The following is a 13,204-nucleotide window of genomic DNA, read 5'->3' on the forward strand; positions in this document are numbered from 1 at the left end:
TTGAATTTTCTTTTGCTCATTGGAAACCTCCTTTTTATCATGGCAATATCTCATTCTTCATAAATCACTTCATCTTTCATCAAGCTTTCATTCAATTCCCCAAGGCAAATGCCAAAGTCCGCCAATCGTTGTTGCATATTTTCTGAAACATCACCCAAGTCATGTGTATGCTCCGCTGGCTCCAATACGATTTGTTTTGTTTCACTCATCACAGCAAAGAAGAATTTCGTATCAGCAGAATATCCTGCTTCTAGCTTTGCCCAATCAGGTACATGGACCGTATCATCAGCAAATGTTTCGCAAAATTGACAGCCTGTGCAATCCGTTGTGCAACTGAATTTTTCTTCCAACACCTCATATGCTTTTCCAATGGATTCTTCCATTTCTTCGATAAATGTAATCAAGTCTAGTGCTGTGTATCTTTGTTTTTCTCTTGTATTTTCTCCCATATAAATTCTCCCTTTCTATCATTGTTTGTTGTTTCTTTCTTGGTTCACCCTTGCTTCGTTCTTAAAAACTTTGTTCATGAGAATTTGATTTGATTGGAATATCTGGAACTCCTTCTACACCATTTCCATAGCCCAATTCTTCCAACTTCTGCTTGGCATACTCTGGAATATATTCCTCTTTGATCACTCCTAAGATTTGTGACCTATCCCATCGAACCCTAACTCCATCACCAAGACAGGTGGCAAATACCGCTCGACCAACCTTATCTGGTTCACAGCCAAACCCACTGGTTGCAACATAAATTTGATCCCTTTGGTTGAAGTATTCTTCTGATAATTCCGTTGGTATCACCGCAATGACTTTCCCTTCATAATATCCATCTTCCATATCAATTTGAGAAATATCGAACATCTCCAACTTGTCATACGCACGATGGTATTGACCTACCAAACCATCCAGCAAAGTTGGGTGTGAGTCCACTGCAAAGTCTGCATTCAAATGGTCTTTCTCTTTTGGAATATATACATTCTTTGCCCATTCTTTGTTTCCACGAGAAAATCTGCCATCGCTACTTTTGTGATTGATGGAGTTTGCCAATACATAGGCAGTGCGTTTGTAACCGAACTGCTCAATCACCTCATTGGCTGAATCTTGATGCAAACGATTATCCTTATAATTATCCGCAATGGTTTTCTCAATGAAATTTTTACAAGCAATGTTCTCTTGATGGCTTTGCTCCCATCGTTCCACTTCTTCCAATCGTTTTACCTCATTACGAGAATAGGGATATACTTCCACAAATGCTTTACCCACGATAAATCACTTCCTCGTCCATAATGCTTTCGTTCATTTCACCAAGACAAATCCCCATATCCACCAATCGCATACGCATATCTTCGTCAATATCCGTAATGTCATGTTTGTATTCCGTAGGCTCCAACATAATGTGTCCGCTACCTTCTTCTACGCAAAGAAACAGCTTGGCATCTGGTGCAATGCCAGCTTCAACCTTTGCCCAATCAGGTACATTGACGTTATCTTCCAAATACCCATCACAGAAAGCACAATCATCGCATAGTTCATCTTGCGGAAATGCTTCGACCAGTGCATTGTATAAATCGTCCAAGACAATACCAATGAGTTCTGATTGCAAAATTTGCGAGGAGATTTTTTCATCATAATTGCCAAAAACCGCAGGCGATATCGGAAATATCGGTGAGGATTTTTGGTAAGGATGATGGGAAAATAAACCGCAAAGGTTGTGATTAAGATCTCGTTGGTATTGGCTTAATACATCTTCCAACGTGGAAATGATCTCCACCATCTCCAATGCTGTCAAATTTGTGTTACGCAATAGCATCACAGCATCAAAAATCTGCACTGTTACCTCGTTACTGAACTTTGTTTTTGTAGTCATTTCTTGTTGCATAGTCATTTCTTGTTTATTTTTCTTCATTTCGATACCTCTTTCTTTCTTCATCTTCTTAATGGTTGACTTGGAGAATGTAGCAAAGAATATTCTCCTTCATTTTGAACAGAAGAAAAGCCACCAAACAATTGCATTTGGTAGCTTCCGTTGTTCACATATTTCGTTATATCGTAGTTAATAATAATTAATTCTTCATAAACCTCCCCTTTCTTTTTGCTCATGGAATGGGATCTGGTTGTATGGTAAATATAGAAATCTTTGTATAGTTCTAAAATCTCTGGTACGTTGTTGTAACTCACCATCACATACCCTTTTGCTTCATGCAACACATCTCGCAAGCGGACATGATCCTCTTTTGTAAATGGCACATCATTTTTGTAGAAACTTTCCGCATCATAGTATGGTGGATCACAGTAAATAAACGCCATTTCTCTATCGTACTGCTTGATGAGTGCTTCAAAGTCCTTGTTTTCGATTGTGATATTCCTGAAGGCTCTAGAAAAATTCCAGATGTCTACAAAAAACCTACGCACGTCACATTTCTTTCCACCAAAGGTATCTGCATTTGCATTGAAACTATATCTCAATAACTTGTAATATGCTGCAGCACGTTTGATGTCTTTTTCCTCGCTTTGTTTGATGAGCAACCTTTTCAATTCCTTCGCTTTTGGCTGTTCAAACATAATCTCCGTCAGTTTCAGTTCTTCTTCTAGGTCATACTCCGAGAACTCATCCTTTTCTATGAATTTTTTGTACATTTCAAAATCATCTCGTGCATTGAGTGCCAAAAAACCAATCTCACGAATGAGCTCCAATGGTCTATCTCTTGCACAACGCATCAAATTTACGAGATTCCCATTGAAATCGTTGTACACACGAAGATTTGCAGTGGTACACGCAAGATTCAACGTGACAGTGCCACTGCCACCGAATACGTCAATGCTTCTTTCGTATCGATTTGGTGCCAGAAGATTGATGATCCACATGAGCTTCGACTTGCCACCCACCCATGCTATAATACTTTTTTTCAAATAAAAATCACCTCAGCTTTTATCTTTTTTCAATTCTCACCAACATCCATATCACCATCTAAATACAGTTGTAAAAAATAATTCCTACCAGTTGTTGTCACCAAGGTTTGTACACCTGTATGTCCATTTCTGCAAAACTCCACAATTTCAAAAAGTCCCCTTTCCACATGATGTTGATAGGGAAGTAAAACTTTTCTTACATCACGATAAAGATATTTATTCTCCAACAGAAAATGAATTAAGAACATCGGCTTCACACCAATCTCTTTTGCAGTGGTTCGGAAGTTGATTGACAACCCTGTATCTATCAAGTTGTCGAAGTATTCGCCTTTGGTTTGCAACTCACCAACCTCTTGTTTCAGCTTTCTATTTTCCTCAGATACCTTGAGCATATTTGCCAGAAAAACGTGTAGGTTGTCTGGATTGTTGAAGATGCTTGTTAGGGTTTCTTCTGTCACATAGCCGCCATATTTGCGAATGGAAGGCAAAACTTCTTCAAACACCCAACACTCAAATCGTTCTGCAGAAGGCAGTTTACTTTTGACAATCAGACGATACAAATCGGATTCTGGAATAAATAACATCTGTTGATTTCCGCCTTTTGAAGGGGCTTCCATTTTGGAAACCCCTTTGCAATGTGTATTGACTGCTTTGGTCGGAACCGAATATCCCAATGCTTTTGCTACATCTGTGCCACAAAACAGTATATTTCCTTTCCCATCTTTTGTTGTGCGAATTTCACCGAATTCTTCATTTTGAAATATCTGTAATTCGTTCATGTCTACTCCTTTCCATTCCCTTGAAATAAAAAAAGACCGCGGCTTTGCTGTTGGGTACAGCGAAACACACGGTCTTATGGGTTACTATTCTGCTTACTATTCTATTTACATACTTTGTTCCATTTTCACTCCTTGGGATTGCACCACTTTCGGTTGTGTCAGTTTTTCCATCAGTGGCACTCCATCTCTGGGAGCCAACACCCCATAGCTGGTCATACTCACACCATTTTTCTCGGCAATTTTTCTACCATAATCTTCGGTATCCAAACATTCCAATAGTTCATCTGGCAACACATTTTGAAATCTACTCCTTCCATAATCGGCATAACTTCTATCCTTTGATTGCAATGTAAACTCACCCACATATTCACAAAGCTGATGTGCAGTTTCCAGATTCACAGATTCTGTTGCATCCACCATCGCTTTATAGGTGTTTAATTCATTCAGTTCTTTGAAGCAGTAAATGGATGCTGCCAGTTCGTTCAATGTTTTAATATCCTCCATCCCAAAGTCCATATTTTCTAATTGCGGCACTATGCTTGCAAATTGATAACACCTCAAATTTACTACATCTGTCACATCAAAATCATTCATCATCTGGCGAAACTCCGCATTGCTTGTTGGCAGTTGCAAGGTATATCTTTTATCATTTTTTTGCTCTGTTTGCACCCCAACTTCCAATTGAAAAATATAGGTTTCGCTCTCTGGCATTCGCATATCACCTTCATATAAACTTTCCAATTCTTCCATCGTGACATAATCGCTACTGATGAAGGTGCCATTTTCTTTCTGGGAAATTTCTTCGCCAAGACTCTGTAAATCTGCGTGTTCCACAATCCAATCATAAACTTCATCATTGACACCTGCAATTTCTGGAATCAAGTCATTCTCGAGATAAAACTTTGCCAAGTCATATTCGTCCATTGCTGGCTGAGATACTACAAGGTTGTTACTTTGGATATTCATTGCAAGATTGATGGCTTTGCGAACATCCATCGGCTCTTTCTGATCCATAATGAAGTAGCCACCAATGAACTGGCTACTTTGATCATACTCAAAGTTTTCTATCATGCTTGCTAAGTAGTTCAATTCAAAAACATTGCACTTTTCAAAGTAGAAAGCTACTATTCCTCGATTGTAGCCATCTAAAATTCTTCCACTAGCACTAAGCGTTTCATCACAATTCAGACGAAGCAGTGCATCTTCGATGACACCATACTTTGCTGGTAAATCAATGTCCAATCGTTGCTTGGTTTCTGGGTTGGATAGGGTAATGTCTAGTTTCATAGACTCATACCTCCCATTCCCCTTGATTGTGTTGCCACTGGTTCATCTGGCATTGACAGAACCTCGAATTTATCTTCGAATGGGATAAGACCTAATGTCCTTCCGTTGTCCCACTTCATAAGAAATGTTCCAGCATCATCGATGCCTGTAATTTCGCCCTCTGTTCCAACTTCAATTGGACTGTATGGATCATCCATTGAAATCAGTTTGATTCTTGTACCAATTGGGTACATTGCTTTGATTTTTTCTACTTGTTTTTCTGTTGGAAATCCTCTCATTATTTACCTCCTGACATAGAAAAAGTGCCGACATTTCTGCCGACACTAATATAATTTCCAGTTGCTTTTTTATTGCATCATCATATCAAATTCATCTCTTTGTACCTGCTCACGAAAACCCATTTCTTCAGCAGTTCGTAAAAAATATCGGTTGATATCCCATAGGCTGATATTCACATTGCGACCACATAAGTTAAAATCCTCTTGCTCCAATCCCTCACCAAAACCATCACTCGCTTGACCTGTGATATACTCTTTCAATGTAGCCATTTCCGTAGCATCCAGTGGTGCTTTCAACTCGCAAGCTGCCACACCATATACATTGCCATCCATCTGTTCAAATTCAAACTTGAAACTTTCCACCTTTGCATTGACCGAATCCTTTGTATCATAATATTCCATCAACCCTCGTTCTTCTGGAATGTGATCGCCATAAGACTTGATGAAATTCTCCAATTCATCTTCGTAACCACACAATTCACAGCTGTCTAATTCTTCTTCGTAATCAGAAGTTTCATACTGTCCCCAATCATTTTCTTCCTCATAAGTGACGACTTTCAGTGGCATATACAGTTTCAATGTTTCACTGTACGTTTGATTCTGGATATTCATGTTGAGGTTTCGATTTAGTATTTCAGCCATTTCTGGATTGTAACCCATGTATGTCATGTAGCCTTGTTTTGTGAATGTACCAACTTCATTCGCTATACGATTTTCGCCATATCTTTTGAAGTCGATGTATTCCTCAAGGTTTTCATCGTATTCATAACGTCCACTGTCGCAAATCATGTACTGCCCATAGGCTTCTGGTGTGTGGATGTTTGGGAATACCTCAAATTCGTGCATACAGTGGCACAGAGTATCCAACTCCTGAACCGTATTGATTTTTGTCATAATAGCAAGCTTTTCCAGATAGTCATACTCTCGTTCACCCACTTGATGCAAGGTCTTTGCACTCTCATTAAGTGGCTGCAAATCGCATTCTATTTCATGTAAAATATCTTCTATTTTATCGGGCAAGTTGTGATATAAAATCGTGATGGATGTATCGTCTAAACTCGCCACTTCCAGTCTCTCCATTGCCTTTTGAATTTCACTTTCTTCACAAGGCAAGTCCAAATATTCCTCGCTGGTATCGGTTCTCAGTGCCACATCGAAAACCTTAAATCCATTTAGATATTGAGGAAATGCCTTGCCAAAATAAATGTCTTGCGATTGATTTTGATTCGGATATACCAAACCATAAGGTGATACCAAAGGATTGGGATTGTCTGCAATCATTTTTTCGATATATTGTTGCCCGTCTACACTCTGCAATTCTTCCTCGCTCGCTGCTCCATTCTCGTTGAGGTATAACTTTCTGCCAAGCCTATCAATGTCGCTGAAATCGGTCACAACGCTGTAACACTGCTCGTTAAAGCTCAGGTTGATTAAGTCCTTAATGTCCGTTAGGTTTTTCGCTGTCGCTACCGTATAAAAGACCTTCATTTCTTCATCTGTAAATCTATCTACGCTTTGAAATAAGAAATTGAGTTCTGTGAGGTTATATTGGTTGCCTGTAAGAATGGTGTTCATTTTATCCTCAAATGGTATCTCTGTGACAATAGTTCTGCTCTGCATATTGTTGTCGATACTAAGCTCATCACAATATGTTTGCAGTTGCTTTTCAGTAGCTGGCAAGGTGATTTCCATTTGCTTTTTTGTTGTTGGTTGTTGTATTCGTAATCTCATTCAAATTCCTCCTTTATTCGTTCAGTAGTTATTTTATTTGTGTTCTTTATTCATTGCTATCCTCCTTCCGAGAAATAAAAAAAGCTGTTAGGTTGAGGATAGTTGACCTCACACTTAACAGCTCTTTAGGTTTGATAATTTTTATTTAAAATTGTTTTGTTTCTATATTTTGGGTACAAAAAAACCACTGTATCGGTTCAAATACAGTGGTAGTATGCAAAATGCAATATGACATCTATGAAAATGATGTTTTAAAAAACGGCTTTTTTTGAGATAAAAAACCCTAGAAACGCCGAAATCATCGGCATTTCTGCCGATGACATCTATTTTGCGTATTTCATGTTATGGGAGTTACAGGGCTCGAACCTGTGACCCTCTGCTTGTAAGGCAGATGCTCTCCCAGCTGAGCTAAACTCCCATACATTGCAAAACAATATGCAATTATTTGTCGAAATAGCGGAGAAGGGATTTGAACCCCTGACACCACGGGTATGAACCGTGTGCTCTAGCCAACTGAGCTACTCCGCCTCAACTCGGCTTTATTATTATAAAAAGTCCAGATGATTTTGTCAATACCTTTTTTCATATTTTGGTGAATAAATCGAAATTACAAAGTTGTTTTATGCAAACACACACATATCTACACTCAATTGCTGCGATTCACATACACCGTTTCACCTGGTTTCAAAAGACCCAACTGTTCTCTTGCTACCTCTGCAATATAAGCATCGCTTTCATAATATTCTCGTTTTGCTTCCAACTCTGCTTGTCTGTCTTCTTCTGCTTTCATTTGCACTTCAACTGCAAGTCGTTGTTCTTGAATGGTTTGGTATTCTTGGTATTCTCCCCAGCAACCAATACCCACAGCACAAAAGAACATCACCAAAAAAACACGCAAAAATATACTACGTTTACGTTTTCCTTTTTGATGTTGATTTTGATTTCTTATTTGTGGTTGATTTTGTCTTTTGCTCATATGGTTTTTCTCCAAATCTAAGTTTTCGTTTCACAAAGGTTTTCCCGTTTGCACCCACTCCAATTAGTTTTATTTTTGCATAATTTCTGCAAAAGTACAAGCATTTTTTACGTTTTTTATCGCAAAATCTGCCAATTCTTTGTAGTGGCATACGAATCAACAAATATACCAATCGAAATGGTGTACACAAAATTTCCAATATAAGAAATATTATTTTTTGCAAAACACCCAAACAACCTTCACCAAGCCACCTGACACCATGACTCAAACCATTAAAATATATAACCATACCACCAAACAATCCCAGCATCACAAAGAATCGCATTTCACCTGAATGATTTTGCAAAATCACCCAAAAGGAATAAAATCCTGCACACAACCAAAAGATACCATCTTCCAATTGCACAAGAAATCCTTTGTGTGGCACCACAGAACGCAAAATACGCAAACCATCATAAGCCAAGCCCAAAGCACCACCCAAAACCACCATCCACCAAAAGAATTGTACCTGTGTTTCCAAGGATAAAATCACAGTATCACCTCATTTAGCGAAATAGCTTACTGAAGAAGGAACCGCTTGCACCGCCTTCTGTATAGGTAAGGGTATCTATGGTACCTTCTACTGTCACTTCCCCTACAGACAAGTCTAATTTGCCCATATGAAGCCCCAAACCCTTCACCAATAGCAAACCACATATCGTTTCCATCATAACACCTTCTTCATCGAAGGAAATCACCTCTTGTACTCCACCAATTTGCAATTCTTCACGATTTTCCATACGCACAAAATGATGATGGTTCGTTTTATTTTCTGCCATATACATATCTCCTTTGTCATCCAAGTCTCTAGGATATATATATGCTTGGATTTATGAAGATATGTAGCGAATATATGGTTTGTGGCAATTCCTGACGGTAGGGTCAAGACCCTACCCTACAGTGGTGGCAAATATATGCATGTGGTATTACGGTTGCTGCAAATATATGCGTTGTGGTATTGTGATTATTGCAAACATATTCGCTGTTATTGTACTGCTCGATACATCAGGGCTGCATCTTCTTTTTTGGTGGATTCTTTCAGTGCTGTCACTTCTACTTTTGTGATATTGGTGCCAAATTGGATGGTGATGATATCGCCAACTTTGACTTCTGCACCAGCTTTTACGATTTTGTCATTGATTTGCACACGTCCAGCATCACAGGCTTCGTTGGCAATGGTTCTTCTTTTGATGATTCTGGATACTTTCAAAAATTTATCTACACGCATATTCAGATCTCCTTTCTAAAAAGAAAACGCCTTCTCCGAAGAAAAGGCGCATTGTAATTCCAAAATTATTTGTTGATTGCATCTTTCAACGCTTTACCAGCTTTGAATCTTGGTGCTTTGGAAGCAGGAATTGGCATTGGTTCGTTTGTTTTAGGGTTTCTACCTTCACGAGCAGCTCTTTCAGCAACATCAAATGTACCGAAACCAACCAATTGTACTTTACCACCGCTTGTAAGTTCTTCTGTTATCACTTCTTCAAAAGCTTTCACAAATTTTTCAGCATCTTTTTTGCTCATTTCCGCTTTTTCTGCGATTGCTGCTACTAAATCAGATTTGTTCATTTTTTCATTTCCTCCTTGAATTATCAATCATCCTAATGTCGAATTGCATTGGACATGGGTTGTTTATTGTTTAGCCTTGTCCCAACGAGAATATAAATCTTCTTTTGTGCAATCAGTAAACTGTTTGCCTTCAAAAAGAAGCCCTTCCTCAATTCGTTCAAATCTATTTATAAACTTTTCAGTGGCTTTTGTCAAGGCAAACTCAGGATTTATTTTGTAAACCCTTGCAATATTTACCATTGCGAACAAAATATCTCCAAATTCTTCCTCTTTTGTGTACATATTTTTGTCCACAGCTTCTTGAAACTCTCCCATTTCTTCTAGCACTTTTGCCCAAATTTCTTCTGGTGTTCCAAAATCAAAACCAACGTCAGCTGCTTTTTTCTTGACTTTTTGAGCTCTGGTCAGTGCTGGCAACGCATTTGGAACCCCCCGCATCACCTGTGTTTGGGTGGCGATTTTCTTTTCTTTTTTCTTCAAACTCTCCCAATTCATTAGAACTTCGTCTGCTGTATCCACATTGACAGTTCCAAACACATGTGGATGTCTATAAATCATTTTGTTGCAAATCCCTTCTACAACATCCTCCAAAGTGAATGTACCTACTTCTTCTGCCAACTGGCTATGAAACACCACTTGCAACAAAACGTCACCCAATTCTTCTTTTAAGTTTGCCATATCTTTTTTGTTGATGGCATCCACCACTTCATAAGATTCTTCAATCATTGCTTCTCTTAGGCTTTCATGGGTTTGTACTTTATCCCAAGGACAACCGTTTTCACCACGCAATTGTTTGATGACAGCAACCAAATCTTGTACATCTCTATTTTGTTCCATATTGCCCTCCAAAATTCATCTATTTTTTCTAAAATTGTATGATATTTCTTTTGTTCAATTGTTTTTTATGGTATACTATATGAGCAGTTTGATGGGTTTCTAGGAATCCACCTCCTACAACTATTCTTACTGTACCCTATGATGGAATTTCAGTCAATCCACCTGATTGATTTTTTATCTCAATATCAAATTTTATTGCAAAATTATATAGAAAGAAAGGATGTTTGTTTATGTTTCCCATCGTGAATAAAAAAGAGCTGAACTCCAACGTAACACTCTTGGAAATCGAAGCTCCTTTCATCGCAAAAAAAGCACAAGCTGGTCAATTCATCATTTTTCGTGTAGATGAATTCAGCGAACGTGTTCCTCTTACCATTGCTGATTATGATAGAGAAAAAGGCACCATCACCATCATCTTTCAAAAAGTAGGTTTGTCTACACAACTTCTTGGTGCAAAAGAAATTGGTGAATCCATCTTGGATTTTGTTGGCCCTCTTGGCGTTGCAACTGAATACGACAACATGAAGAAAGTGGCTGTTGTAGGTGGTGGCGTTGGTTGTGCCATTGCATATCCACAAGCAAAAGCTTTGCACAGTATGGGTGTTGAAGTGGATGTCATCGCTGGCTTTAGAAACGAAGATATTGTTATTTTGGAAGAAGAAATGAAGGCTGTTTCCACAAACTTCTATTTGATGACCGATGATGGTACTGCTGGTGAAAAGGGCTTTGTAACCAACAAGCTCAAAGAACTTGTGGATGCTGGCAACCAATATGATGCTGTTATCGCAATTGGTCCTGTTCCAATGATGAAATTTGTCTGTTTGACCACAAAACCTTATGACATCAAAACCATTGTTAGCCTCAATCCCATTATGATTGATGGTACTGGTATGTGTGGTGGTTGTCGTGTTACCGTTGGTGGCGAAATCAAGTTTGCTTGTGTGGATGGCCCTGACTTTGATGGTCATTTGGTTGATTTTGATGAGCTCATGAACCGTAATTCTGTTTACAAAGCAAGAGAAGCAGAATTGACACGTGACCATGCTTGTCGTATGGATAAATTGGCAAAAGATTTGATTCAATAAGGGGGATTTTGTATCATGGCAAATATGAGTTTGGAAAAAATCAAGATGCCCGAACAGGCACCTGACATAAGAAACAAAAATTTCGAAGAAGTGGCTATGGGTTATACTGCTGAAATGGCTATGGAAGAAGCAACACGTTGCCTCAATTGCAAACACAAACCATGTATTTCTGGTTGTCCAGTGAATGTACGTATTCCTGAGTTTATCACAGAAGTGGCAAAGGGCGATTTCTTGGAAGCATATCGTGTGATCACTTCCACCAATGCATTGCCTGCTGTTTGTGGTCGTGTTTGTCCACAAGAAACACAATGTGAGCAAAAATGTGTGCGTGCCATCAAAGGGGAAGCTGTTGCAATTGGACGTTTGGAACGTTTTGTTGCTGACTGGTATATGGCAAATGTGGAAGAAAAGAAAGAGATGCCTGCTCAAAATGGTAAAACCGTTGCAGTCATTGGTTCTGGTCCATCTAGCTTGGCTTGTGCTGGCGATTTGGCAAAACAAGGTTATTCAGTGACCATGTACGAAGCATTCCATCAAGCTGGTGGTGTATTGGTGTATGGGATTCCTGAATTCCGTTTGCCAAAATCCATTGTACAAAAAGAAATTGATGGTTTGGCTGAATTGGGTGTAAAAATTGCAACCAATATGGTTATTGGGAAAGTTTTGTCTGTAGATGAATTGATGGATGATATGGGATTTGATGCTGTGTTTATCGGTACTGGTGCTGGCTTGCCATCCTTCATGGGTATTCCTGGTGAAGCATTGGTTGGTGTATATTCCGCAAATGAATACCTCACTCGTATCAACTTGATGAAAGCTTACATATCTGAATACGATACACCCATTCGCAATAGCAAAGGTGTTGCTGTTGTTGGTGGTGGTAATGTTGCTATGGATGCTGCTAGATGTGCAAAACGTTTGGGTGCTGAAAATGTGTACATTGTATATAGACGTTCTGAAGCAGAAATGCCTGCTCGTTTGGAAGAAGTCCACCATGCAAAAGAAGAAGGTATTGAATTCAACTTGCTTTGCAATCCAGTACAAGTTTTAGATGATGGCAATGGTCAAGCTTGTGGTTTGGAATGTTTGCGTATGGAATTGGGTGAACCAGATGCAAGTGGTAGACGTAGACCTGTTGCTGTGGAAGGTTCCAATTTCGTTGTAGATGTAGACACAGTGGTTATGTCCATTGGTACATCTCCAAACCCTTTGATTAGAAGCACAACCAAAGGCTTAGAAACCAATAGAAAAGGTTGTTTCGTGGTCAATGAAGAAACCAACCAAACCACCAGAGAAGGTATCTATGCAGGCGGTGACGCTGTTACAGGTGCTGCTACTGTTATTTTGGCTATGGGTGCTGGAAAGACTGCTGCTGCTGCCATTGACGAGTATTTGCAAAATAAATAAATAGATATGACAAAGGAGTGAAACCACAATGGAATCACTCCTTTGTGGTGGGATGAAAACGGGCGACCACTGGTCGCCCCTACAAAAATCAATATATTTTATGATTCTCCTATAAACTCCGCAATATCTTCCAATTTACATCCCAATACAGTGCATAGCTTATTCAATGTTTTGGTTTCCATATTTTCATTGGCTTTCAATCTACGAATGGTTTTGCTATCAATTCCACATTTTTCTCTTAATTGATAAGTAGTAACCCCTTTTTCTTCCATAGTAACCCATAATCTATCAAAAATAATCATAGTA

At 38.9% G+C, this 13,204-nt stretch carries 17 protein-coding genes and 2 tRNA genes; 2 read left to right on the forward strand and 17 right to left on the reverse strand.

From position 1 onward, the window contains the following. Positions 1-50: 50 nt before the first annotated feature. From MJY40_RS10950 to mazG, 16 genes are all read right to left on the reverse strand, one after another. A complete protein-coding gene (locus MJY40_RS10950; protein WP_317854280.1) occupies positions 51-449 on the reverse strand; it encodes a hypothetical protein in 399 nt (132 codons plus the stop codon). Between the two features lie 61 nt (positions 450-510). Continuing rightward, entirely contained in the window at positions 511-1,263 is a 753-nt protein-coding gene (locus MJY40_RS10955; protein WP_317854281.1) for a DUF3849 domain-containing protein, read from the reverse strand. Continuing rightward, on the reverse strand, positions 1,256-1,906 hold the full coding sequence (locus MJY40_RS10960) for a hypothetical protein (RefSeq protein ID WP_317854282.1): 651 nt from the start codon (positions 1,904-1,906) through the stop codon (positions 1,256-1,258). Before MJY40_RS10960 ends, MJY40_RS10955 begins: the two co-directional genes overlap by 8 nt. A 20-nt stretch (positions 1,907-1,926) precedes the next feature. Next, a complete protein-coding gene (locus MJY40_RS10965; protein WP_317854283.1) occupies positions 1,927-2,910 on the reverse strand; it encodes a DNA adenine methylase in 984 nt (327 codons plus the stop codon). A 29-nt stretch (positions 2,911-2,939) separates the two neighbouring features. Beyond that, entirely contained in the window at positions 2,940-3,689 is a 750-nt protein-coding gene (locus tag MJY40_RS10970; RefSeq protein WP_317854284.1) for a BRO family protein, read from the reverse strand. A 105-nt stretch (positions 3,690-3,794) separates the two neighbouring features. Further along, positions 3,795-4,976, reverse strand: a complete 1,182-nt coding sequence (locus MJY40_RS10975) for a hypothetical protein (RefSeq protein WP_317854285.1) — start codon at positions 4,974-4,976, stop codon at positions 3,795-3,797. Further along, positions 4,973-5,254: a DUF4314 domain-containing protein gene (locus MJY40_RS10980; RefSeq protein WP_317854286.1), complete on the reverse strand. Its 282-nt coding sequence runs from the start codon at positions 5,252-5,254 to the stop codon at positions 4,973-4,975. Before MJY40_RS10980 ends, MJY40_RS10975 begins: the two co-directional genes overlap by 4 nt. 69 nt (positions 5,255-5,323) lie before the next feature. Further along, a complete protein-coding gene (locus tag MJY40_RS10985; RefSeq protein WP_317854287.1) occupies positions 5,324-6,985 on the reverse strand; it encodes an antirestriction protein ArdA in 1,662 nt (553 codons plus the stop codon). A 345-nt stretch (positions 6,986-7,330) separates the two neighbouring features. After that, positions 7,331-7,403: transfer RNA gene (locus MJY40_RS10990), tRNA-Val, on the reverse strand. Between the two features lie 36 nt (positions 7,404-7,439). After that, positions 7,440-7,513: transfer RNA gene (locus MJY40_RS10995), tRNA-Met, on the reverse strand. Between the two features lie 118 nt (positions 7,514-7,631). Beyond that, positions 7,632-7,961, reverse strand: coding sequence for an FtsB family cell division protein (locus MJY40_RS11000; RefSeq protein WP_317854288.1), 330 nt, complete (start codon positions 7,959-7,961; stop codon positions 7,632-7,634). After that, positions 7,897-8,493 carry a spore cortex biosynthesis protein YabQ gene (gene yabQ / locus MJY40_RS11005; RefSeq protein ID WP_317854289.1) on the reverse strand — a complete coding sequence of 199 codons (597 nt, stop codon included), beginning with the start codon at positions 8,491-8,493 and terminating at the stop codon, positions 7,897-7,899. Before yabQ ends, MJY40_RS11000 begins: the two co-directional genes overlap by 65 nt. A 13-nt stretch (positions 8,494-8,506) precedes the next feature. Continuing rightward, positions 8,507-8,779 (reverse strand): sporulation protein YabP, encoded by a 273-nt coding sequence (yabP, locus tag MJY40_RS11010; protein ID WP_317854290.1) that lies wholly within the window; start codon positions 8,777-8,779, stop codon positions 8,507-8,509. Between the two features lie 206 nt (positions 8,780-8,985). Next, positions 8,986-9,228, reverse strand: a complete 243-nt coding sequence (locus MJY40_RS11015; protein WP_317854291.1) for an RNA-binding S4 domain-containing protein — start codon at positions 9,226-9,228, stop codon at positions 8,986-8,988. Positions 9,229-9,293: 65 nt separating this feature from the next. Beyond that, positions 9,294-9,569, reverse strand: a complete 276-nt coding sequence (locus MJY40_RS11020; RefSeq protein WP_317854292.1) for an HU family DNA-binding protein — start codon at positions 9,567-9,569, stop codon at positions 9,294-9,296. Positions 9,570-9,632: 63 nt separating this feature from the next. Further along, a complete protein-coding gene (mazG, locus tag MJY40_RS11025; protein ID WP_317854293.1) occupies positions 9,633-10,406 on the reverse strand; it encodes a nucleoside triphosphate pyrophosphohydrolase in 774 nt (257 codons plus the stop codon). 230 nt (positions 10,407-10,636) lie between these two features. Here mazG and MJY40_RS11030 point away from each other — a divergent pair, with 230 nt between their 5' ends. Then, positions 10,637-11,491: a sulfide/dihydroorotate dehydrogenase-like FAD/NAD-binding protein gene (locus MJY40_RS11030; RefSeq protein ID WP_317854294.1), complete on the forward strand. Its 855-nt coding sequence runs from the start codon at positions 10,637-10,639 to the stop codon at positions 11,489-11,491. Positions 11,492-11,506: 15 nt separating this feature from the next. Then, positions 11,507-12,898 (forward strand): NADPH-dependent glutamate synthase, encoded by a 1,392-nt coding sequence (gene gltA / locus MJY40_RS11035; RefSeq protein ID WP_317854295.1) that lies wholly within the window; start codon positions 11,507-11,509, stop codon positions 12,896-12,898. Between the two features lie 98 nt (positions 12,899-12,996). On the opposite strand, the gene MJY40_RS11040 is transcribed toward gltA, so the two are convergent. Continuing rightward, on the reverse strand, positions 12,997-13,200 hold the full coding sequence (locus MJY40_RS11040; protein ID WP_317854296.1) for a helix-turn-helix domain-containing protein: 204 nt from the start codon (positions 13,198-13,200) through the stop codon (positions 12,997-12,999). Positions 13,201-13,204: the final 4 nt, after the last annotated feature.

It is taken from the genome of Chakrabartyella piscis (genome assembly GCA_030067835.1).
Classification (GTDB): domain Bacteria; phylum Bacillota; class Clostridia; order Lachnospirales; family Anaerotignaceae; genus Chakrabartyella; species Chakrabartyella piscis.